The organism is Pedobacter terrestris (genome assembly GCF_052343045.1).
Lineage (GTDB): Bacteria > Bacteroidota > Bacteroidia > Sphingobacteriales > Sphingobacteriaceae > Pedobacter.
The window spans coordinates 3,072,465-3,094,411 of sequence record NZ_CP180264.1; the positions used below are offsets into that span (position 1 = coordinate 3,072,465).

Annotated in this window: 22 protein-coding genes; 8 read left to right on the forward strand and 14 right to left on the reverse strand. The window is 37.2% G+C overall.

What is annotated here, in order from left to right; all coding sequences use genetic code 11:
• The first annotated feature begins 63 nt into the window (after positions 1-63).
• Positions 64-528, forward strand: coding sequence for a hypothetical protein (locus ACJVDH_RS13000; protein ID WP_443943836.1), 465 nt, complete (start codon positions 64-66; stop codon positions 526-528).
• Between the two features lie 62 nt (positions 529-590).
• Here the strand turns inward: ACJVDH_RS13000 and ACJVDH_RS13005 are convergent, their stop codons facing one another.
• The gene (locus tag ACJVDH_RS13005; RefSeq protein WP_443947625.1) at positions 591-1,256 is read right to left on the reverse strand and encodes a heme exporter protein CcmB; all 666 of its coding nucleotides are present in this window, start codon (positions 1,254-1,256) and stop codon (positions 591-593) included.
• A 121-nt stretch (positions 1,257-1,377) separates the two neighbouring features.
• On the opposite strand from ACJVDH_RS13005, the gene ACJVDH_RS13010 reads away from it, so the two are divergent.
• The 4 genes from ACJVDH_RS13010 (at position 1,378) to ACJVDH_RS13025 (ending at position 3,384) form a co-directional block, all read left to right on the forward strand.
• Positions 1,378-1,863 (forward strand): methylated-DNA--[protein]-cysteine S-methyltransferase, encoded by a 486-nt coding sequence (locus tag ACJVDH_RS13010; protein ID WP_443943837.1) that lies wholly within the window; start codon positions 1,378-1,380, stop codon positions 1,861-1,863.
• 3 nt (positions 1,864-1,866) lie between these two features.
• On the forward strand, positions 1,867-2,379 hold the full coding sequence (locus ACJVDH_RS13015) for a DUF421 domain-containing protein (RefSeq protein ID WP_443943838.1): 513 nt from the start codon (positions 1,867-1,869) through the stop codon (positions 2,377-2,379).
• Between the two features lie 10 nt (positions 2,380-2,389).
• A complete protein-coding gene (locus tag ACJVDH_RS13020) occupies positions 2,390-2,782 on the forward strand; it encodes a hypothetical protein (RefSeq protein ID WP_443943839.1) in 393 nt (130 codons plus the stop codon).
• A gap of 98 nt (positions 2,783-2,880) precedes the next feature.
• The gene (locus ACJVDH_RS13025; protein WP_443943840.1) at positions 2,881-3,384 is read left to right on the forward strand and encodes a lipocalin family protein; all 504 of its coding nucleotides are present in this window, start codon (positions 2,881-2,883) and stop codon (positions 3,382-3,384) included.
• A 155-nt stretch (positions 3,385-3,539) separates the two neighbouring features.
• Here ACJVDH_RS13025 and ACJVDH_RS13030 read toward each other — a convergent pair whose 3' ends face one another.
• The 13 genes from ACJVDH_RS13030 to ACJVDH_RS13090 all read right to left on the reverse strand — a co-directional run bounded on the left by ACJVDH_RS13030 (position 3,540) and on the right by ACJVDH_RS13090 (position 17,053).
• The gene (locus tag ACJVDH_RS13030; protein WP_443943841.1) at positions 3,540-4,550 is read right to left on the reverse strand and encodes a hypothetical protein; all 1,011 of its coding nucleotides are present in this window, start codon (positions 4,548-4,550) and stop codon (positions 3,540-3,542) included.
• A gap of 8 nt (positions 4,551-4,558) precedes the next feature.
• Entirely contained in the window at positions 4,559-7,603 is a 3,045-nt protein-coding gene (locus ACJVDH_RS13035) for an OmpA family protein (protein WP_443943842.1), read from the reverse strand.
• 20 nt (positions 7,604-7,623) lie between these two features.
• On the reverse strand, positions 7,624-8,100 hold the full coding sequence (locus tag ACJVDH_RS13040) for a DUF4280 domain-containing protein (protein ID WP_443943843.1): 477 nt from the start codon (positions 8,098-8,100) through the stop codon (positions 7,624-7,626).
• Between the two features lie 18 nt (positions 8,101-8,118).
• Positions 8,119-9,108 (reverse strand): hypothetical protein, encoded by a 990-nt coding sequence (locus ACJVDH_RS13045; protein ID WP_443943844.1) that lies wholly within the window; start codon positions 9,106-9,108, stop codon positions 8,119-8,121.
• A gap of 10 nt (positions 9,109-9,118) precedes the next feature.
• Positions 9,119-10,513: a hypothetical protein gene (locus tag ACJVDH_RS13050; protein WP_443943845.1), complete on the reverse strand. Its 1,395-nt coding sequence runs from the start codon at positions 10,511-10,513 to the stop codon at positions 9,119-9,121.
• Entirely contained in the window at positions 10,494-11,612 is a 1,119-nt protein-coding gene (locus ACJVDH_RS13055) for a DUF2931 family protein (RefSeq protein ID WP_443943846.1), read from the reverse strand. The genes ACJVDH_RS13050 and ACJVDH_RS13055 overlap by 20 nt, the downstream gene beginning before the upstream one ends.
• Positions 11,609-11,782: a hypothetical protein gene (locus ACJVDH_RS13060; RefSeq protein WP_443943847.1), complete on the reverse strand. Its 174-nt coding sequence runs from the start codon at positions 11,780-11,782 to the stop codon at positions 11,609-11,611. Before ACJVDH_RS13060 ends, ACJVDH_RS13055 begins: the two co-directional genes overlap by 4 nt.
• A gap of 3 nt (positions 11,783-11,785) precedes the next feature.
• A complete protein-coding gene (locus ACJVDH_RS13065) occupies positions 11,786-13,648 on the reverse strand; it encodes a type VI secretion system Vgr family protein (protein WP_443943848.1) in 1,863 nt (620 codons plus the stop codon).
• A gap of 261 nt (positions 13,649-13,909) precedes the next feature.
• Complete coding sequence (locus tag ACJVDH_RS13070) at positions 13,910-14,095, reverse strand: hypothetical protein (protein ID WP_443943849.1); 186 nt, start codon at positions 14,093-14,095, stop codon at positions 13,910-13,912.
• A 482-nt stretch (positions 14,096-14,577) separates the two neighbouring features.
• Positions 14,578-14,994, reverse strand: coding sequence for a hypothetical protein (locus ACJVDH_RS13075; RefSeq protein ID WP_443943850.1), 417 nt, complete (start codon positions 14,992-14,994; stop codon positions 14,578-14,580).
• A gap of 36 nt (positions 14,995-15,030) precedes the next feature.
• Complete coding sequence (gene gldC / locus ACJVDH_RS13080; RefSeq protein ID WP_443943851.1) at positions 15,031-15,366, reverse strand: gliding motility protein GldC; 336 nt, start codon at positions 15,364-15,366, stop codon at positions 15,031-15,033.
• Positions 15,367-15,437: 71 nt separating this feature from the next.
• Entirely contained in the window at positions 15,438-15,707 is a 270-nt protein-coding gene (locus tag ACJVDH_RS13085; RefSeq protein WP_443943852.1) for a hypothetical protein, read from the reverse strand.
• On the reverse strand, positions 15,704-17,053 hold the full coding sequence (locus tag ACJVDH_RS13090; protein ID WP_443943853.1) for a DEAD/DEAH box helicase: 1,350 nt from the start codon (positions 17,051-17,053) through the stop codon (positions 15,704-15,706). Before ACJVDH_RS13090 ends, ACJVDH_RS13085 begins: the two co-directional genes overlap by 4 nt.
• A 220-nt stretch (positions 17,054-17,273) precedes the next feature.
• Here ACJVDH_RS13090 and ACJVDH_RS13095 point away from each other — a divergent pair, with 220 nt between their 5' ends.
• From ACJVDH_RS13095 to ACJVDH_RS13105, 3 genes are all read left to right on the forward strand, one after another.
• A complete protein-coding gene (locus tag ACJVDH_RS13095; protein ID WP_443943854.1) occupies positions 17,274-18,608 on the forward strand; it encodes a dihydroorotase in 1,335 nt (444 codons plus the stop codon).
• An 834-nt stretch (positions 18,609-19,442) separates the two neighbouring features.
• The gene (locus tag ACJVDH_RS13100; protein WP_443943855.1) at positions 19,443-20,096 is read left to right on the forward strand and encodes a hypothetical protein; all 654 of its coding nucleotides are present in this window, start codon (positions 19,443-19,445) and stop codon (positions 20,094-20,096) included.
• Between the two features lie 740 nt (positions 20,097-20,836).
• Positions 20,837-21,853, forward strand: a complete 1,017-nt coding sequence (locus ACJVDH_RS13105) for a DUF3810 domain-containing protein (RefSeq protein ID WP_443943856.1) — start codon at positions 20,837-20,839, stop codon at positions 21,851-21,853.
• Positions 21,854-21,947 lie beyond the last annotated feature (94 nt).

Consider the following 21,947-nt stretch of genomic DNA (forward strand, 5'->3'; position numbering starts at 1 on the left):
AACTTTCATCGAATTTTTATTCACATATATCGCGAGGTAAACAGAACGCTAAAAATTAACAATATGACGATTAACAGTCTCAAAAACAGACCAGAACTAAATGATGATTTAAAACTCGCTGCACTTTATGAACAAATTGCTGCCTTACTTGATGCACTTAACGGCAAAAATGTTCCCACAACAGTTACCAGCGCAATTAATACAGAAATTGATGAAATTAACGCTTCCACATTAAAAGGAAACGATTTCAAAAAGCTGCTAAAATTAAAACAAACGGCAATCCTAAAACTGCTCGATAAAGAACTGAAATACACGCCGCAAAACTACCACCGCAATTTATGGATGCTTTTTGGCATGACTGCATTTGGGCTCCCAATTGGTGTGGCAATTGCAATGAGTATTGGAAATATGGGTTTGCTAGGTATCGGTTTGCCTATTGGAATTGCCATCGGTTTATCTATAGGGATCTCTTTAGATAAAAAAGCACTCGAAGAAGGCCGACAACTTAACCTGGAAATCAAACATTAAAGTTCTGAACATATAATTTGTTGCGATTGATAAGAAACAAGCACAAATAAACCGAAAAAGGTTTAGTCTCTCCACAAGTATGGAAACAGCAGTAAAGAAGTAGCTACAGTAAGTACATTTACAATAAGCAACATACCAATTTCGTCATAACTGTTTTCCCACGGCAAACCGTCAACGGCATTTTTTGCAAGTTTGATCAGTAAAATCAATACCGGAATAATGATTGGGAAGCTGAGAATTGCCATAAGCATACCGCCGTTGCCTGCTTTACTGGCAATAGCCGAAACCATGGTAAAAACTGTAGAAAAACTTATGCTTCCCAAAATTACGGCCACATAATACAAAACCAAATCCGGCGGTGTAAATGTATCAAATACCAGCGTGTAAAAACCCAAAGCAATTGTTGTAAGCAAAAGCATGAGCAAGGTATTGTACAGGGTTTTAGAAATAAGCACTGCAGCAGGACTAGCCAAAATGTAACTGTACAATTGTTGCCCTTTGGTTTCTTGCAGAAAACTTTTAGAAACCCCGTTAATGGAAGCGAAAAGTAAAATCACCCAAAACAAGGCATTCCAGGCCAGTTTATCACTCAGACTTACAAATGACAGGTAACAGGTAAAAATGGTAGAAACCACGTACAGCAACACGCCATTAATGGTGTATTTGGAACGCCATTCCAACACAATTTCTTTATGAATAAGATACTTAACTTCCCTGGCCAGCTGCATATGCGCAAAGATACTTTTCTTAATAAATATAGTGAGATAAAATTGTTGTATTGTTGTAATATTGCAGGCAGAAATGTAGCTGTTTAACACGTTTAACAGCAGATTTTGTAGCTTAGAAATCATGGGAAATCAATATGCAACGGTAATAGAATCGCCGGTAGGGAAAATTAGTATTCTCTCTGATGGCAGATTTATAAATGCGATCCTTTTCAACGAAGAAGCTGCGCAGGGTTTAGATCCGGATGTGCTGAGTGAAAAAGCTGCAGCACAGCTTCGTTTGTATTTTGAGGGTAAACTGCAGGTTTTCGATTTCCCGATAAAACAAAATGGCACAGAATTTCAGTTAGAAGTTTGGAATAACCTATGTGCCATTCCATTTGGTGAGACCACCTCTTACGCAAAATTTTCTGCGCATAAACCTTTGGCAATACGTGCAATTGCCAGCGCAAACGGCAAAAACAAGATCAATATTGTGGTGCCTTGCCATCGTGTTATTGGAAGTAATGGTAAACTGGTTGGTTATGGCGGTGGTTTGTGGCGCAAAAAATGGCTGCTTGATCATGAACGTGAACTGAGCAACACCGGACAAACCGAACTTAAATTTTAACACATGAATCCATTTTTAGATATCGCCATTCGCAGCACAGCCGTTTATGCCTTTATGCTTGTTGCCATTCGCTTAACCGGCAAAAAGGAACTTTCGCAACTTAACACAACTGATGTTGTTCTGATTTTATTGATCAGCAATGCAGTACAGAATGCAATGGTGGGCAACAATACCACTTTATTGGGCGGAATTGCCGCCGCGGCAGTATTGTTTGTGTTAAATTACATACTGAAAAAATCCTTGTTTAAAAGCCGGCGGTTGCGCGAGCTCATTTTCGATAAACCTCAAATTCTGATTCATAACGGAAAACTAGATTTTGATTTGCTCAGTAAATTGGGCATTACCAACGAAGAATTGAGTGAAGCTATGCGCGAACATGGCGTAGACCATTATAAAGATGTAAAACTGGCCATGTTAGAAGTAGATGGAAACATCAGCATCATTACCGGAAACCACAACTTAAAACAAACCCATTTCAAACGTAAACACCAAAATAAAAACCTGGGTTTATCTTAAAAAATTACCAATGACTGAACAACACGAAACGGCAAAGAGTTATCTGAAAGCCATTCGATTGATAAATATTGAAAACGGAAAATGCGATTTTGAAATCGGCAAAATTCCGGCACGGCAACACCTTAATTCCAAATATTTCTTCGCACAAACCGAAATTGATGCGTACCAAAAAGTTGCTCATCCTGCACCGCGGCGCCAATACGTAATTACACTTAAAGGGAAACTTCGTTTTAAAGTAAGCAACGGAAGTACTTTTGATATTGAACCGGGTGTATTGCTTATTGCTGCAGATACTGAAGGTGAAGGACATACATGGGAAATTATTGACGGTGAGGAATGGCACCGGTTATATATTCCGCTTGAGGCAGATGCAGAAGATCATTTTGTTGCCGATGAACATTAGCAAAGCCAAAGAATTTCGATTTCGCGAGATATAAAAGAAGCATTTTGAAATCCATTTAGTCCATTCTTTTCGTAAGTCCTTTAAAACCTATTGGCCCTATGAAATTTTTGTGCTCTATTTTCTTGTTGCTTATTCCATTTGTATCTAAAGATAAAAATGCACCTGTTGATAAACTTGATTTAAAAAAATACTGCGGAACCTGGTATTCTTTATACTCTATCCCAACAATTTTTGATAAAGGTAGTCGCGAAACCACCACAAAATATACTCTAAACAGCGAAGGTTATTATGATGTAACAACAACGTATAAGAAACAAAACGACGAAAAAGTGTATTCCAGATCGTCTAAAATGTTTCCGGCAGACGATAGTAAAAACGGAGAATTAAAAGCACAATTTGTTTGGCCAATTAAAGTAGATTATTGGATCATTGAATTGGCAGATGATTATTCTTATGTTGTAGTTGGCCATCCCGATCATAAATTTCTTTTTATAATGAGCAGGAATAAATCGATCCCGAAAAAAGAATACGATGAAATTGTTGCCAGATGTAAGACCAAAGGTTATGCGGTAGAAAAACTGACTAATCAGCATCATATTTGAGTCGGAGGTCAGATGACCGACGTCCGAAGTCTGGAGACCGGACTTGGAAGATGAATGAAGTCGAAGATCAGAAGACCTGAGTTTGCAACAACAAGTTAATGGTTTAAAACTTTCTAATTAGCAAACTCAGATCTTGGACTTCCTGACCTCGGACTTTAGCGAATAATTTCAAATGTATCTTTGCCTTTAGGCATGTGCAAATACAATCTGGAGAAACTCACACGCGTTTCGCCTTCGGCGGTTTTATATTTTCCCCAAATGGCCCAACGGTTTTTCAACCTTAAATCTTCACTATTTTGTTCTAAACAGACAATTTTGCCATTTCCATATAATTTCATTTTATAGTTCTCAAGCGGTTGCAATTTGAAACTTGGCTCCGTAAAATCTTTAAGTTCATCTCTAAGCCCGTCTTCAATCATTTTCTCATCAAAATATTCAGAAATAACCTGTGCTTTGTTTGATGCAAAACCCAACCTGAAATATTCATCTTGTTTTTTAGTATTGATGATGTTCCAGAAATATTGGTAAGCTGCTTCCGTTTTCTTCAGCAATACATCCTGATCCATTTTGGATAAATCCTGACTTTCATTCCAATCGGGCAATTCATATGGCACTTTTGCTTCAAAATCGAAGCTAAATTCATAATAATCTTTTCCATCGCCAATAAAAGTTTTACCGTCTTCTTTCGTGGCCGATTGATGTGTTAAGATCTCTTTCTGTCCTTCAAAACTATCGTTAACATCTGCATTATTACGCACATAAAGATCAATTTTCATCTTCGTATAATTGGTCAGTTCTGTTAAACCTTCGCCGGTTTCAAACTTGGTTTGCGGATAAAGTTTATATGTGATGGTTTGTTTTCCGGAATGGTTGATATAGTTATTGAGAATAATTGGCGTCATAATCTGGCCATCTTGGAAATATTGAAAAACCGGAACATCATTTACTAAAATCTGGAAGAAACACTGATTGTGGTTAACAAAAATATAGTACAGTGGCTCATCAGCATAATGTTTAATGGCTTTTACCTGTTGGGCTAAGGTATTTGCCGCGGTAATGGTTTCGGTATTGGAATCTGTAATGGGAACTGTATTCATATCTTTGTTTTTTGTATTGCAAGCAGCAAGTGCCAATAATGCAATAAGTAGAATGGATTTGCTTTTCATTAGGTATTTTAAATCAGATTTATTTTGGCAACGGTAAAAGTATGTTCGTCAAAAAGGTTAAATTTCGTATCTACGAGATCGTATTTTTTGTCCTGGTCCCAAGAAGCATCATCTTTTTTCGAAGCTGTAACGCCGAGGTTTACACTTCCTTTAATTCCGGAGAAATAAATTTTGTCTTCATAATACAATCCCTGCTCTTTATCTGCACCATAGGTTCTGGTATGTACAAGATGTGATTGCAGCTCTGCAGAGAGTTTCGTATCAATCTGCGTACTGGTATTTTTAAAGAATGTACTGGCTATAAATGGCGAAACCGGCAATACACCAACAACGTGTATGCGGCCTTTCACCATCAACTTGGCAGACATTTTTATTGTACTGGTACCTATGGCTTTACCCGCACTGTTGCTTAATCCCTGTGCCAATGTGTTTTTAATGGTCACTTTACCCGCATATTGTTCATGTGGTGCAGGTGCGGAAATTTTAATTTTATATTCCTGGCTAATGCTTCCCTTAAATTCAATATTTATACTGGCATCATAACCAGCACGATCAAGTAAAGTCTGCAAACCTTTACCAATTTCGCTTTTCACTTGACCCCGGCCCATATTACGTGCCTGTTTGCCTAAATTGCCACTCAGCCGATCGTCGGTATTGATTTCTTCATTTTTCATGGCGCGGTTAAAGTCTGCCAAATCGCCAGTGGCAACATCTTGTCCTTGCTCGTTTTTTTTATTTGTTAGCAAAGCTTTTTGAATCACACTTTTAAGACTTAAATTTTTGGCAAAACTAATCCCGATTACCGGATCGGCTTTTACATTAAATTCTGTAATGTAATGGATAATGCCATCTTTATATTTTTCAAGATAGCTGCCATAAGTAAAAGCTACTTTAGGGAAAATAAATTCAAAACCCAGATCTTCTACTTTTGCTTTTGCTTCTTGTGCTTTTTTAAGCAAACGAGCGGCCTTTTTAAGTTTAGGAAGTTTAGTTGCTGCAGATTCTCCCATGGTCAGCACGGCGATAATCAGCTCCACAATCATTACAAGAATGGTTAAAGTGAGTATTCCTTTTTCTACAAGATCGCGGTTGGCTTCTGTATAATTTTCTACTTTACTAAATTTTCCACCACTATAATTGTACTTCTTGGCGTAACCTATTCCGTACATATCTGCTTCTGAAATAAAGAAATCAAACGCCAGATTTAGCACCATTGCATAGGCACTTCCCATTGGAAAATATTTGATCACCTGCAGGTATTTATCAATATAATACCGGGCACGTTCTTCCAATTGTTTAATTCCTTTTACAACGGTGATGGTTTCGGGCTTACCCCGATATACAATCGGATAATCTCCATCAAAATCATAAGTGGCCTGCAAAATCCATAATGCATCTGTAAATGCATTAACCACTAATGTTGTTTTATCAATATTGGGAAAATAGCTGCAGCAATTGATGCGCAATTCGTATCGATTGGGTTTAAGGCCAAGTGCTGTTGGAAACATATCTCCGGGAGAAGAAAATATTTTCAGTCTCCCTTCTTCCCCATTCAATGTAATATCGCGCACGTTATTTTGTGCAGCATTTGAACCAACCAACTCTAACGCTTTTATCTTGGTATGATCGTGTTGTTTTTTACCATCTTTAATAAACAAACATTCGTCTGTTTTAAAGCCTTTAACAAATACAGAAAAATCTACAGGTTCTTCGTGATTTGGTGTTAAGGTATTATAATAAATGGTTTCCAGATTATTTACCCGAAAAGTGAGCGTAGTTTTCCGGTTAATTTTATGAATTGGCCGATCTTCATTCGTAATGTAATCAAACTGTTTGGCCTTACTTTCGCCATAGGCTTGCGCCGTTAGTTTATTTTTTACGCCATTGGTATAAAAATAACTGAGAATGGCATTTGCACGTTTGTGTGTAAGTTCCATATTGTACGCATCCGAGTTGCGTATATCTGCATAAGATTCTATCAACACAGGAACTTTTTGGTTTTTTGTGAGGTATTTAACGACATTATTCAGCAATTGCTTGCTGCTTGCCGGAACTTCATAAGCATCGGTATCATAAAAAATGGGCAGGTTAAAAGAAAATTTCTGTTCTGCAAGTTTATTCGATCCGGGAGATTTTTCATCAAAAACAGTTTTAGTTACTTCCCTATCGTGAATACTAATTTGTTTAAACGTACAAAGGTCGTATTTAATAGGTTGTTTATCTTCATCACCAACCGTGATCACCTTATTTCCTTTTGGCAAAGGCACAACTTTGGCAATCAGTTTTCCGAAACTGTTTTTAATAAATAAATGGACCGCATGGTTTATATCGCCTTTTGGCGTGGTATCTTTTACATATCCCTTTGCACCGTCTACTGTAAGTTTAATATAAAATTGTTCTATCGGTTTTTCTGCACCAATTTGTTTACGCCATTGCAATACATCTGAAGCCGGAATATGGATATCCAAAATTCCATTTACGCATTGCTGAGTATAGGTTTTAGCAATTTTCTGATCGTCATTACGAAACAATTCAAACTCGCGGTTGTAAATATGAACAGTACAATTGTAACCGCTTAATCCTTCCAATTCCAGGTGTAAATGCAATGGAACGTTATATTGAGTTGGATTACCGCTGTGAATTTGCTTGTTGTTGCCTTCTATATCTTCGCGCCAATATGAACTTACCAACCTTGGCGGACTATATGCACGCACAAAAAGCCCAGTAAAATCGCTCAGATCTTTAAAGCCAGATAAACTCGCTTCTACGTAATACGTTACTCTTCCGGCATTTGCTTTGGAAATATTTAAACGATAAGGTTTTGAAACCGGCTGACTTGCTTTATAATAATCAACTTTTTTATCACCGGATTGCCTGATCCAGGTAACGTCTTTTTTCTTTTCAGCTTCACTTGTTCCGGGAAACCATTCTCCAACCACCAATTCTACAGTAGTACCACCTTCAATAACGAGGGTATGATTTGCTCTCGATTTATCTGGATGCACACTTCCCTTTCCGTTCCAAATAATTTTCTTTACACCTTTTTTAGCCATAGCGTTATGTTGTATCTAGATTAACCGTCTATTACTCCGGTTTCCATTTCATTTTCTTCCTCTAAATCTGCGGGTGCAACCATCGGATTAAGGCTTTTTTGCACGTCGTTATTGGTATTTTTAAAATTCTGTTCTCCCGGTTGCGCAATTTGCCCATGTTGAATAATCTTGATGCAATCCGTTCCACCAATAGGGCAGGTTGCTTTAGAATCTTCGAGCAAAATTTTCCCTCCGTTATCCAGAATGGTATTTTCATAAAAAGCAGACCATTTTGTAACGACTGCCGTACACGGCGAATTGTTTTTCTTTGCACAACTGCCAAAAGTGTTGCTATCAAACGTAGAGCCGATATCTTTATCTGTTGCAATTGGCTTTTTGCTGCCCTGATCGTCATTTGCGTAATTCTTGCTATTGGTCAAAACCTTTAGCTTATCGGGCTTCGTGCCAAAATTGCATAAGCATGTGGCGCCCTGTACAACTATATGTTTCTCTGCCATAACATTTTCAATTTGTATTTAAAACCACTTTTCCCAAAAACCCTGGCGTTTGGTACCTGATTCACTCCCATCAAGAAAAATCAGGTTAGCCATTTCAGTTTCTTTACGCAGCTTTTTTATTGCATTATCCAGATCTGTGGTAAACAACTTAAACGTAATTTTTTTCTCTGTTTTACCTACTTGCGTCCATTCTGCTACAATCATTCTGATGATGTGCGAAACCGGATCGAGAATATATTTTGCCTGATACCGGCCACTTTCCATATTGATTTCATCAGGAATTAATTCTCCGTTGTGATGAAGTTCCAATGCTCCAAAATGATTTTTTTCTGGCAGAACAATTTCTTCGGTTTGATAACCATCCATCCAAATTTGCAGATTTGGAAAGTGCATATTTTTCGTTTCGGCATTTGCCGGATTGTAATTTTTATAAATCGACTGAAAATATACGCGGATAAACCAATCTTCTTTGAAGATCAGTTGTATAAAATCATTATCGCGTAGCTTGTCTTCCATAACGCCGATGTACCGCGATGCGTAATCGCCTTCAAAATTTGCATCAATTTCCCTTCTGCATTTTGGCCATCTCGCACGGATTTCTTCAACATTTGTAACAGATAGAAATGCACCTGTAGAGTCAGTTTCTACCCTAAGTGGATAGAAAACTTTCCCAGCCAGATAAGCCAGTTTATCGGCAACCAGATCTGGTTCTACCTCATTAATATAAACCGGCGATGTACGATCAATCTGAAATTCAGATCTGGATTCTGCGTTTAAACCCAGGCAGGTAACCGACAGTTCATATTTAATTTCATTCGCTTGTCCGTCATCTTCAAACAAAATGGTGAAGCCGTAATTTTTCTGTTCGCCTTGATGGGTAAAACCCGAACGTAAAGTCTGGCTTCCCGTTGCTGGCTTTTCAGGCGAAGCCGAAACTTCCGCTTCCGCTTTAAACTGCTCCTCACTTTCGCTGGCAGAATCATCCATTAAAAGACTTCTATAATTCATGGCCATTGATTTAATAGGTTACACGTACACGGTCTGGTGTTGGGTCCATCCCAACCCAATCATACTCTGCAGACCAATGCATATATTCGTTGCGTAACTTGCGCAAATCATTCTGTTCTTCCAGTTCTCTGGTATAATCTGCATAACGTTGCTCTGGTAGTTTAGAACCTTTATATTTCTCGTGAATATCTTTAAACCATTTAAAAGTATATGGCCTGCCATTGTCAAAAACAAATGCTTTAAGTTTGGTTTTGGCACGCACGAGTAAAGGATCGTTAGAGATTACATACTTCTGTGTTTCCAGTAATGCTTTATTGATTGGAATAGTGGAATCGAACTTTAAACCATATTCTACCATTAAATGGAGTGGAATGTAGCTAAACGTATTTTTAAGTGTACGCTGGCCAGAAAGTTTACGTCTGAAATTATGAATCGTCAATTGTTCGGTTTTATACCAGCCCTCTGCCACTAATCGATCGCGTTCTTTAGTCAGTTTATCTGTTGGGCCGTTTAAAATTTCGTCTACAGATTCTACGCCTGGCGTGTAACTTCCGCCGATATCGCAGTGTACGCCTGGCAAACTTTTTTCGACGCCAACATGCGTACGGGTAAGTGCAAAATTTTCTCGGTGTTCATTTTCTGCAGTTAAGTGTAGTACGCATTTTGCGCGTTGGATATTGTTTAGTTTCAACTCATCTACATCATTGGTAAAATCATGATTTAATGCCGACCACGAAGCCATAGAAGAAGCGCCCGGTTCATACGAAGAAACCGTATCAAAAATACCGAGGTAACGAATTTCAAGTCGTTCTACAACTAAACCTGCCTGCGCTAAAAGCGCCCCAAAATGCCCTCTCGCAGGTGTAACTTTGCCATCTTTGCGTTCTTCAGACTTACTGATTTCTGCTACAAAATGCCGTGCTGCAGCCGCACCACGACTAAAACCAAAAACATCTACCGTGAGTTTGGAGATTACTTTTCCTTTTGGCAACTTGGAAACCAGTAAACTACATCCTTTTTCTACCTTACTTCTAACACCAGTTTCGCCAGTACCTAAAGCATAACCTAAAGTATCATCTGCACCAGAGTCTGTTGTTCCAATTCCCTCAATATAAATTTTACCGTCATTTTTATATCCTTCCCAAATGCGCGCTACATTGCTGTAGGTATTTTGATAACTGCTGGTTTCATCTCCCTTACCGTGATCTTTATATGCTTGTGCTTTTGCAACATCAGCCGGATCTGTAGATTTTTTGGTCTTATTATACTCCATCCGGCCTTCAGTATTGGTTTTATTGTTCCGCGTACCATCAAAAAACATTCCTTTGATAATTTCTATACCTTTATCACCTTCTTCACGTCCATTATACGGACCGAACTGAACACTAGTTGTACTTGCCGCCATAACTATTCATTAAATATTTAAACTGATGAATGGGCTGGGTTTTTGCCTGTTGTTTTAAATCTAGCGTAAGCATTTTCTTTTGCGGATCTGCATGGATTTGAAGTTCTGCCGGAAGGTTTTTATCCAACTTATCTTTCATTAATCCACGGATTTCATTTTCCTCAAAATCAATTGGAATTTTTTTGGCATCACCGTCTTTCAGCAGTTCTGGCAAATATTTTTCATCGCCAGAAAGTACCACAAAAGCTTCGTATTTGTTTTTCGCTTCGTCTGTATATGCAAAAGTGAGTAAGTAAGGCAACGCACGTTCTGTTTTACTTTGCGCGCTGGCACCATTTAACATGTATTCTTTCTCACCATTGCACATTAAAAATTCCCAGGCGGTTAATTTATAACCTTCAGGCAAGATAATTTTTGGTGCCCAATGGTATTTTTCTCGATAAGTTTGCGTAAAAAGTTCTACCGGAGGATAACCTTTAGTTTTGATTTTTTGCTGAACCGATGGTTTCACAATCATAGGATCTGCAACCACATAATCTACATATTTAACAGTAAACATGTGTTTATCTTCGTCAGAAAGCGAAGCGGTATCTATTTTAGTTTCGGCAGCATTAAATTTTGCAACTTCTACCTGATTGCCATCGCCTGCAATCCAAACTACAACATTGCCTTTTGGCGCCAAACCAATCACAAATGTATTGTAAGTCGATTTTTTCTCTGCTCCGGTTTCTCCAAAACCTTCTTTAAAAAGCTGGGTTATTTTATCTTTTGGCAGAGTAAACTGACCTGAATATACTTTCTTCTCTGCAAAAGAAACCCAGGTAAGGCCAAGATAATCTGGAAGATTTTTCTGCTCCGGCCCCGAGGCAATAGCACCACCTTCATTTCCCCAACCAACTGAAACCGGACCAAAATGTGCTAGGGTTTGTCCGTAGCCTTCACCAGAAATTTCTCCCTTATATACTTCTATTGGATATTCTTGTGGTGCAGATAATGTAGCCGACCAATCAAATTTATCTTCCATATTTTGTCCGTTGCAACTCATTACAGTTGCAGAAATAATCATCAAAAAAAACTTAAAACCATTGTGTAATTTCATGCCTTGCCTCCCCTGCCTACAATTCTTTTATTGCAGGCCAAAACCAGGTTATTGTGTATGGCTTCTACATTCACCTTATCGGCCTGTTTCTCCAGGTTTTTTTCTACCTCAAGGGTATACGTCGCCGCAACTATAATCGTCATGTTGGTTGCATTTTTCAGAATTGCCATAACTTAGAACATTTTAGATTTTTCTGCACTGTTCACTTCAACAATTTTTCCGCTTTGGAGCGTCATATTTTCAGCCTGACTAAATATGCTCACCTGACTGGCCAACTCATTTGAAGTTTCTGCCTTACGGAGGAAATCTTTGCTCACCATCTCCGTTCGGTTGTCAGAACTTTCCTGAATATCGCCTGTAGCCGTTAAAGTAAAGTTGTTGCCTGCGCTGGTATTGATATCTTTCCCTACAGAAACGGTTTGATTGTCGCCAACATTCACAGATTGATCTTTGCCAACTTGTACGCCCATATTTTCTTGCACATTAATCTGCATATTTTTACAGTTTAAAGTCATGTTTTCCAATGCAGTTATAGTGATATTGTTTCCCTTAGTATCGATATGGATAATATTTGCATGAATATCGGTAATCTTAATACCTTGGGTACCTTCATTATCGTCAAATTCTATTAAGTGACCACTTCTTGTAGTTAAACTTTTTAAGTGATTTTGGATTTGCGGCGTACTATCTACATTGCTTTGATTATACACACTTCCCATAACCACCGGCCGGGCAATATTTCCTTCTTCAAAACCTACAATAACCTGATCGCCGATTTCCGGAACAGCAAAAAAACCCCGGTTAGAACCGCGATCACCAATACCTGCATTTGGTGTAACTACACGTAACCACTCTGTAACGTCATTGGTTTGACAAGCCCATTTAAACTGCACTTTTATGCGGCCTTGCCCTTGCGGATCATCATTATCAATAACATCGGCAAGCTGCATATCCGGATTGGGTTTCTTTGCACTGTTAACCAAAATTCGCTCAGTAGAAGAAACCAAACCTTCAAAATGATTGTGATATTTACCATTTTCGTCAATATGGTGGGTAATTTCGGTGATCAGAAATTTGCCCAAACTTTGCGTTTTAAAAGCCAGTTCTTCACGTACACTCATCGTAACTTCGGCAATTGTACCAATGCCTAGCTCGGCATTATCTCCATCGCCTTTTAGCTTAAGCAATTCGCTGATATTTGCCTTTTCTTCGTTTTCTACCAAACTTTGAATATCGGCATCACTCTCAATACGGATTCTGGATTGCTGATTGAATGTTTTGCTGTACATAAGATTGGAAACCTCTACAGCATGGGCCAAATCTGGCGTTCCGTCGGTTTTACCGGTACTCTCACTATGCAACATTTCATTTTGCTTTGGATTATATGCAAAGCGTTTTTTCTTGATTGGCGCAATGCTCATTCCGTATTGCAGATTCTGCACATCCCGTCCATAAAACATAGAAACCTGTCGCTGATCATCTGGTTTACCAAAATTTAGTTGTTTTCCATCGTAAAAAAACCACTCGTGATATTCGGCAGAAAGGCGATTTAAAAATTCAAAATCACTTTCCTGATATTGAATTACATAATCCAGTACCTGCGTTCTGGTTGCTTTAGATACGATATTCAAATCGTTACTTGGCGTATCTTGTGTGGCAAGTTTCACAATTTCATCGAGGTTTTTCTCCAAATAAGAACCAAGGTCTGCTCCACGATCAATCAAAATCGTTGGACTGTAACCACTTACAATAATTAAACCGTGATAACCGTGACTTTGACTGAGTTGCACATTTGTTACCAAACCAGAAAATTCCTGAAGCTTATCACTGGCATGGCCAAAAGATGCGGTTAAGGTTTTTCCAACAAAATTTTTGGTTTCATCGAGTGTAATCAAACCCGGAAATCCCATTTTATCATTGTTAAAACGCAGCTCAAAATAATGGTGACCATTAAAAACCTGTTTCAACATAAAGGAAGCAATATGGGTAATTGCTTTATTTTCGATATTAATTTCTGTGATGAGTTTTCGTTCCATAGTAGATGATTTGTAATTGCACCGCTTTGATTTTCAATTAAATAAAACGGCTATTCTGAATCTTTAATAGATTGATACGATTTAACATTTGCATTTAAAACTGTAGTAAACGCACAGCGATTAAAAGCAGTTTGAAAATTAAGCTGTAAAGTGCGTCAGATCTATAAAAGCCTATTTCTATAAACTGAGAATTTGTATGACATCTTCAGATTATCTGTATTGAGCCAACAAAATTACGGTTTAAGGATATTGCAAAACGCATTACATTACCGCCAGCATTCTGATTGTTGCCGGGATTTTTAATTGATTTGATTTGTATACCAGCGCTATGTTTTGACCAAAACGATGTGGCGTTGCTTGCTCGCTAATAACTTGATTACCGAAATAGGTTGTGTGAGTAGAGCGATACTTTTGGCCTGAAAAATTTAATCTAGCTATGAAAGCCATAGGTTTAAAATTTAGAGATTAGTAAAATGATTTGCAGCGTAACTGCCTCATTTGCCAAACAAAAACTAAGCCAATGGCCCGTAATTATAGATAATGCAAGCGTAATCAAATACTCGAAAACTGGAGAATGAACAGAGAAAAAGATATTTCTTATTCTAGAAATAATTGGATTGTCTGGCTTAAAACAATTTTTTTGCGTCGAAAATTAATTTTCAGACAAAAATGTTAACAATCTAAAACCGGCGTGCTTAAAACCTGTAGGAGTAAATATTTTTTAAAGATGTTGTGGAGTTTTTGAACTTGCTTGTCCGCAAGATGTAGTTTTTAGCAACAGATTGGGGATCTGTTTGTTGCGAAATCAAGAATTTCGAAAGATTCTATCGCCGTAAAGTTTATTTGAAGCGTAGATTACTATAACTCCGACTTGCCGATAAGAGAAGGGCAGAAAAAGTTTAAATTAATTTCTGCCCAATAAGTTTTATTTAAGGCGTAGCTACGCTGCTTACAACAAGTTTTTCGCCGCGTTTTACGCTAAAAAGCATAAACAAAACACCAACGAGTAAAACAATCCATCCCCATTGAAAATGAACCACCTTCCCTATTAATTTGTTCGCAATACCGTATTTGGTATAGTTATTTGCTGTAAAATATACTGCAATAATACTGATGACGTACCAAATGCCCATTACAAAACTCATGAAGCGAAATGCACCTGCTTTTCTGACAAACAATACGAGCACAGAAAGTGCAATGATGGCGTAAGTAATAAAAAATAATCTCGCATCAGATTGATAAAGATTCCAATTGCCTTTAATCGGAACTTTTAACATTGGACAGAAACCCGAAATAAAGCAAAGTAAAACACCTAGCCAGGCTCTAAATTTACTGAGGATCAACATAGCATATATACATTAAAGAGGTTAAATATACAGTAATTATTTGCCCATGTCTATGCCCATTTTGTCTGCAAAATGAGCGCAGTAATCGCGAAGGTCTTCTACGATAAGTTTTTCGCCAGTTGCACGTAGAAAGCTATCGCCCATGGTTTGCAATGTTTCATAGAAAAAACGTTTCATTTCATCTACAGGCATATCCTTTGTCCAAAGATCAATGCGCATAGAGTTTTTATAATTGTGATCCCACAAGGCCAGAATCATAGATTTTACCGGCACCTGATCTGAGGTTTTTGCATCTGTACTTTCCCAAAGAATATTTTCGGGCATATTGTTGTCGTCTAACTCAACCGTAACTTTTATTTCTGCTGTTCTCATAAAATGATTGTTCTGTTATAATTTTTTAAGCCTGCAAAGATGCTGATTTTAGCTCCGATTTGGAGGATTGATTAAGCCACTTTTTGTAAAATTAACATCAAGATTGCGGTGGTTACGATAAATATCAATTCGACCATCCAAAGGCGTTTAAAGTCTTTAAGTGTGAAACGAAAAACCAGGTCCGTAACAAATGTGACCAAAATTAAACAACCCAGAATTAATTTGTAAAAGCCGCCAAAATCAACCGTTTGCGGTTTTTGTGCATGCTGAAAAAAGCTGAGCACCAAAAAAGCAAAGGCAATAGAAGTAATAATATTTAAAGGGGTGATTCTGGTTTTCATGATTTCTTTTTATCGAAACGTTTACCTTTCTTGAAAGATTTAACGGCTTTTCCGGCTTTTGCCTTTGCTTTGTCCCGATTTTTCTGATCGATAACTTTGGCATTTTTCTTCTCGTGAAAGGCACCTTTAAAATCCGGATCTTCTTTTCTTTTCTGGTTGTCAATTTCGCGGGCAATATGCTGGCGTTCATCGTAAGGTGTTTCTTCGATAAATACACCGGCTGGAATATCGTGTACGGGAATTTGTTGACGAATCAGTTTCTCAATTTTACGGATATAGTATTTTTCTGCCTCGGTAGCAAAAGTGATTGCATCGCCTTTGGCAAATGCGCGCCCGGTTCTGCCAATGCGGTGTACGTAATCTTCGATAATAATGGGTACTTCAAAATTAATTACGTGGCTCACATCACTCACATCTATACCTCTACTGGCCACATCTGTAGCCACCAGTACGCGTATGTTGCCTTCTTTAAAGCTATTGATAGAATTAATTCTGGTATTCTGACCTTTATTGGCATGAATAACGCGCACATTTTCTGCGCCATAACGGCGCTCTATAAAACTGAAAATATTATCAGCTACGGTTTTTGTTTTGCAAAAGATAATCAACCTTTTGAAGGCTTCATCATCTTTTAACAGGTTTTGCAGCAAATTGATTTTCGTTTTAAAGTTTGGTACGTAATATAAAGATTGCGTAACATTTTGTGCCGGCGTTGCTTGCTGTGAAGCTTCAATAACGGTTGGATTTTTAAGAAAATCACCTGCAATTTTTTGAACCAAATCGCTCATTGTTGCAGAAAACAATAAATTCTGACGCTTACGCGGAACAACTTCAAGTATACGGTGGATAGAACCGATAAAACCCATATCCATCATTTTATCTGCTTCATCCAGCACCAAAAATTTAAGGCTTTGTACATTAATATCTCCAGTAAGATAAAGATCTAAGAACCTTCCGGGTGTAGCAATTATAATGTCTACGCCTTTAGAAATTTGTTCTTTTTGTGTTTTAGGACCTAAACCACCGAAAATAACGACAGAGCGTAAATCGGTATATGTAGAAAATAGCTTTACCTGTTCTGCAATTTGCATGGCAAGTTCTCGCGTTGGCGATAGAATTAGTGCTCTGGGATGTTCCCCTTGTGCGTATTTCAATTGCATTAAAATAGGCAAAACAAACGCCGCAGTTTTACCTGTACCTGTTTCTGCAATGCCGAAAATATCCTGACCGGACAATATTGGCGCAATTGCTTTTTCCTGGATTGGGGTTGCCACCGTATAACCAGCATCTGCAACTGCATTTAAAATCTGCCGATTTAATTTAAACTCTTCGAATGATTTCGCCATAGCGCACAAAGATAGTGATTAAGGTTGAGGGTTTGAAAGTATAAGCACAAGCCTTTGTTAGGGTATATCTTCTGAACCCAATCCAAACGCATTTGAAAACCCTCACGCAATCCAGAATGTAACATTTAGAACCTGTAATCAGATGCTTTCTTGTATTAATCTAAACTGATTTCTAACATAGGATGTCTAACTTCTAAAATCTATTTTTACCTTTGAAAGCATGAACTCTTACCTGATCAAATCGGCTACAATTGTTAACGAAGGCCGGAAAATAGTTGCCGATGTGTTAATTAAGAATGGATTTATCGAAAAAATTGGCGAAAATCTTTCTGCAGAAAACGTAGAGGAAATTAATGCTGAGGGGAAATATCTTCTTCCAGGTATGATTGATGATCAAGTTCATTTCCGCGAGCCAGGACTTACACATAAAGCAGATATTTTTACAGAAAGTATGGCTGCCGTTGCCGGAGGGATTACATCATTTATGGAAATGCCCAACACCGTACCGAATACTTTAACGCAAACCTTACTGCAAGACAAATACAATATTGCTGCAGAAACTTCACTTGCAAATTACTCATTTTATATGGGTGCCAGCAACGATAATATTGATGAAGTTTTAAAAACCGATCCAAAAAATGTTTGCGGCATTAAGGTTTTCATGGGATCTTCTACAGGAAATATGCTGGTAGACAATGAAAAAACACTGGAAAATATTTTTAGTCAGGCCCCAATTTTGGTTGCTACACATTGTGAAGACGAAGCAACCATCAGGCATAATCTTGCGCAATACAAAGAGAAATACGGAGAAAACTTAACCATTGATATGCACCCGTTAATCAGAAGTGCAGAAGCGTGTTACATTTCTTCGTCGCTTGCGGTAGATTTGGCCAAAAAGTACAATACCAGATTGCACATTCTTCACATCTCAACCGCGAAAGAAATTGCATTGTTTGATAACACAATTCCTCTGAAAGACAAACGAATTACTGCCGAAGCTTGCGTACATCACCTTTGGTTTAACGATAGCAATTATGCTGAAAAAGGAAATTTCATCAAATGGAATCCAGCCGTTAAAACCGCTGCAGATCAGAATGGAATTCTTCAAGGTGTTTTAAATGACAATATTGATGTAATTGCAACAGACCATGCTCCACATACTTTGGAAGAGAAACAGCAAGCTTACCTTCAGGCACCTTCAGGCGGTCCTTTAGTTCAGCATGCATTGCCAGCCTTGCTGGAGATGCATTTGCAAGGCAAAATATCTTTAGAGAAAATTGTGGAGAAAACAGCGCATAATCTGGCTATCTGTTTCAATATCGAAAAACGTGGTTTTATTAGAGAAGGTTATTGGGCAGACCTTGTGTTGGTTGATTTGAAAGATTCATGGACAGTAACCAAACTCAATAATTTTTATAAATGTGGCTGGAGTCCTTTTGATGGTGACACTTTTCAAGCCAGCATTACGCATACTTTTGTTTCTGGAAATCTTGCTTATGTAAAAGGTAGATTTACTACAGATCAGATTGGCAAAAGACTGACTTTCGAAAGATAAAAATTGAGAAGACACCTGTGGTTTATACCAAAAGTGATTTATTGGCGCCTTATACAAAGAAAGGATATAAAATACACAAAAAAATATAATTAAAATATTAATAATCAAATTGTTATATAAATTTTTTATAAAATTCTCACCAAGACAGATTTACGATTATTTCTTGAAATATCTTCTCTCTGACCAAGATTGAAACAGAAGGTCTATGAATATGTATTGAATTTGAAGCAAAATTCAAAAGCGTATTATTCTGCACCAATCTTAAACAAGGATGAAAACCTAATTGATAAAGCGGATTGATTCATCGCCGTCTCTAATAATCTTCGTTTCAACCCCCTAAATCAAAAACATTTTAGCATTTCAAAGACTAAAAGTTTGTTCATAGCTTTAAGTGTGTAGTTTTGAATTATTCGAACGCAATATTTAGCCAACTGTTCTATCCATTAAAAAGGGGTGAAAGTTCGGGAAATATTATATATGTATGGTTGAATATTTATGTTGAAACCTCATATATTTTGTCAGCTTCTTTCCCAAAACGTATTCTTAATCGTTAGTCAATTATCAAACCTGCTGTTGTTTACATAAAAATAGCTTAAATCCTAAAACAATTTTAGTTTTCAGTTATATTCGAGCATAGTAAGAGTCTTAGTACTTACCTTAAACATAAGAACAGTACAACATGAAATTAAATTACGCACTCGCTCTGATCCTAACTTTGTTGCTCTTTAATTCTTGTAAAAAAAGAACCACATATAGATAAGTCTGAAACAAACGCTTTAACCACAAAATCTAATTTTAAGGCAACAAGAGCAATACTACTTTAACTTATTTAATATGCTTCCGGAAGTACAATATCAATGGGATCATCCAATGCTTTTGGATAGGGAAGGCAACCCCGGCATCAATTTTGTAAAAATATATGAAACATTTGGTATTTCTGAATTCGACAATACAATTTTTCGGTTTTTTATTGCTGAAAAAGACGATATTGAAAAAGAACGACTAAATATTGAGGAAGGCGATGTGGTGGTTTTCAGTAGTTTTGGTAACTATTTTAAATATGACTATATAATTAAAGGCGGAGGAAAAAATCTCTCAATCCAGAACGGTGTTTATGTTGGGCAAAAGAGTTCTCAGTTTGAAATTTTTCTACAGCAGATATACGAATTCCAGGCAGCCTTAGAATTTTTCATGAATTATACGCAAACCTCAGGGTCGTATAGTGCGAGCGACTATGATTTATCCGCAGCGCTTGGTAATAATATTAGTGTAAATGTACAAGCACCTTATCCCCCGGATACGTTACATAAAGTAGATATTAAAGATAGTCGATATATAAAAAGACCGCTATCGAGCTTTATGTTTTCATTTAAATATTATAGAGCTCACCCAACAACAATTACCGATTTTAATTTTATTTCAACCTCATTTGGAGTAGATTATACGTTAGCGGAACCACCAACTATCAGTAGTATAATTTATGCCTAAAATACCATAAATATACGATTAAAAATTAAGCAGAGTATAATTACAGATGGTTTTCCAATATCGTTTCTTTATTGGTGTACGATTAGTTATAATTAATTATTCCGAATCTGCCCAAATATCATATACTCAGATTATGTGATTAAAATCAACCATTTTAGATGTAATTAAATAATAATATTATGATTTATCGCAACAAAACGGAAATGAATTATGTAAGAGCATGGTGTTTAATCATTATCCGACTAACGGCAGGACTATTTTTATTTGCAATTTTATTTCCCTATTTAGTCTCAGCTGTTAACTGGATTGTAGACCCCTTTGAAGCCAAATCTGTAAGAAACGCTTATCTCGAAAATTTGAAAAAATCATCTCCTGATGCCTATAATAAATTTATAAAAACAGAAAGTTACAAACGATTTATGTCTTTTACTACGTCAGATTCCGTTGTCCTCTTTTATAACCTCGATCCAAAGTCACCTATTTACAGAGAAGTCCCCAAAAAGTAATTTAATTTTGAAAACTCCCAAAGACTGTAATTTATTAATACAATTATTTCCGTTTTTTTTTTCGATCGCACAGTGATTTTTCATCAAAAAACCGCCGGTAATTAACAGTATGTCACATGTCTAAGAGACACTAATTTATTTATATTTGTGTTTATTTTTTCACCGAGGCAACAATCTAACCAGATGGTAGTTCGAAATTTTCTAATCAAAAGTGCTATATATTTGATTTTAAGCTTGTCGATATTCATTTTTGGCTCTTTTCCAATAATCGTTGAGCGTTATTATGCGCCCGGCATTTATCCTTACCTCTCCTCAACCTTAAGGTATTCTTCGTCTCTTTTTCCCTTTGCAATAGGCGATTTTATTTACCTGGCACTAATCGTTTATGTACTATATAAAATTGTCGCTTTCGCAAGAAAATTTAAGCAGAAAAAGCTCAACAAAAGTCATCGCTTCCAGATTCCTTTGCAGGTTTTAAACTTTTTCTTGATACTCTTTATCATATTCAAAATCGTATGGGGACTAAATTACAGTCGCCCGATGATTAACGAGCAGTTGAAAATCGGAGATGACAAATACAACACGAAACAGCTGGTTTCGCTTGCAAACCTATTCATCACTAAGACCAATGTCCTGAAACTTGCTCAAGCAAAAGTGCCACACTATTCTATAGATGAATTGGAAAAAAAATCAGCAGATGCGTACAACTTTATGGCCAAACAAAATACGGTGTTTACTTATAAAAACCCCTGCTTAAAGAGTGTCCTGAATTCATGGATCATCAGCAAAGTTGGAATTGAGGGATATTACGCTCCGCTAACCGGCGAAGCGAACATGAATATGTTGTTGCCAGATTTTGTAAAACCTTATGTAAGTTGCCACGAAATCGCACATCAATTGGGCATTGCTTATGAAGATGAAGCAAATTTGCTGGGTTATTTGACGGCAGTGAACAGTCCCGATTTGCACTATCAATATTCTGCAAATTATGAAATGCTGAGGTATATTCTGTTTGAAGTGAGAATGAAATCGCCTGACGAGTACCAGAAACTTTATGATAAGCTAGATCCTGGAGTGATCGCAGATTTTAAAACAGAAAAGGAATTTTGGAGAAAATACAACGGCCAAATGTTCGGCTATATGGATGCAACTTTTGATCGCTTCTTAAAACTAAATAACCAGAAAAAAGGAATAGACAGTTATCAGGATATCGTAATTTGGTTGTGGAATATTTATAAGTCGGAGGTCTGAGGTCTGGGGTTCGAAGATAGGAAGCAGCAAGCGAATATTCAGAAGTCTAAAGTCGAAACTTATAAACACCTAATTTCCAAACATATAACTTACC

What these genes read in the sequence shown, in the direction of transcription:
- ACJVDH_RS13050 (WP_443943845.1), bottom strand. Translation starts at nt 10,513, where the DNA reads ATGGCGGCAAGTACAACTAGTGTTCAGTTCGGTCCGTATAATGGACGT.
- ACJVDH_RS13095 (WP_443943854.1), top strand. Translation starts at nt 17,274, where the DNA reads ATGAACTCTTACCTGATCAAATCGGCTACAATTGTTAACGAAGGCCGG.
- gldC (WP_443943851.1), bottom strand. Translation starts at nt 15,366, where the DNA reads ATGAGAACAGCAGAAATAAAAGTTACGGTTGAGTTAGACGACAACAAT.
- ACJVDH_RS13055 (WP_443943846.1), bottom strand. Translation starts at nt 11,612, where the DNA reads ATGAAATTACACAATGGTTTTAAGTTTTTTTTGATGATTATTTCTGCA.
- ACJVDH_RS13000 (WP_443943836.1), top strand. Translation starts at nt 64, where the DNA reads ATGACGATTAACAGTCTCAAAAACAGACCAGAACTAAATGATGATTTA.
- ACJVDH_RS13090 (WP_443943853.1), bottom strand. Translation starts at nt 17,053, where the DNA reads ATGGCGAAATCATTCGAAGAGTTTAAATTAAATCGGCAGATTTTAAAT.
- ACJVDH_RS13005 (WP_443947625.1), bottom strand. Translation starts at nt 1,256, where the DNA reads ATGCAGCTGGCCAGGGAAGTTAAGTATCTTATTCATAAAGAAATTGTG.
- ACJVDH_RS13035 (WP_443943842.1), bottom strand. Translation starts at nt 7,603, where the DNA reads ATGGCTAAAAAAGGTGTAAAGAAAATTATTTGGAACGGAAAGGGAAGT.
- ACJVDH_RS13025 (WP_443943840.1), top strand. Translation starts at nt 2,881, where the DNA reads ATGAAATTTTTGTGCTCTATTTTCTTGTTGCTTATTCCATTTGTATCT.
- ACJVDH_RS13085 (WP_443943852.1), bottom strand. Translation starts at nt 15,707, where the DNA reads ATGAAAACCAGAATCACCCCTTTAAATATTATTACTTCTATTGCCTTT.
- ACJVDH_RS13010 (WP_443943837.1), top strand. Translation starts at nt 1,378, where the DNA reads ATGGGAAATCAATATGCAACGGTAATAGAATCGCCGGTAGGGAAAATT.
- ACJVDH_RS13100 (WP_443943855.1), top strand. Translation starts at nt 19,443, where the DNA reads ATGCTTCCGGAAGTACAATATCAATGGGATCATCCAATGCTTTTGGAT.
- ACJVDH_RS13065 (WP_443943848.1), bottom strand. Translation starts at nt 13,648, where the DNA reads ATGGAACGAAAACTCATCACAGAAATTAATATCGAAAATAAAGCAATT.
- ACJVDH_RS13045 (WP_443943844.1), bottom strand. Translation starts at nt 9,108, where the DNA reads ATGAATTATAGAAGTCTTTTAATGGATGATTCTGCCAGCGAAAGTGAG.
- ACJVDH_RS13020 (WP_443943839.1), top strand. Translation starts at nt 2,390, where the DNA reads ATGACTGAACAACACGAAACGGCAAAGAGTTATCTGAAAGCCATTCGA.
- ACJVDH_RS13075 (WP_443943850.1), bottom strand. Translation starts at nt 14,994, where the DNA reads ATGTTGATCCTCAGTAAATTTAGAGCCTGGCTAGGTGTTTTACTTTGC.
- ACJVDH_RS13030 (WP_443943841.1), bottom strand. Translation starts at nt 4,550, where the DNA reads ATGAAAAGCAAATCCATTCTACTTATTGCATTATTGGCACTTGCTGCT.
- ACJVDH_RS13070 (WP_443943849.1), bottom strand. Translation starts at nt 14,095, where the DNA reads ATGGCTTTCATAGCTAGATTAAATTTTTCAGGCCAAAAGTATCGCTCT.
- ACJVDH_RS13060 (WP_443943847.1), bottom strand. Translation starts at nt 11,782, where the DNA reads ATGGCAATTCTGAAAAATGCAACCAACATGACGATTATAGTTGCGGCG.
- ACJVDH_RS13015 (WP_443943838.1), top strand. Translation starts at nt 1,867, where the DNA reads ATGAATCCATTTTTAGATATCGCCATTCGCAGCACAGCCGTTTATGCC.
- ACJVDH_RS13040 (WP_443943843.1), bottom strand. Translation starts at nt 8,100, where the DNA reads ATGGCAGAGAAACATATAGTTGTACAGGGCGCCACATGCTTATGCAAT.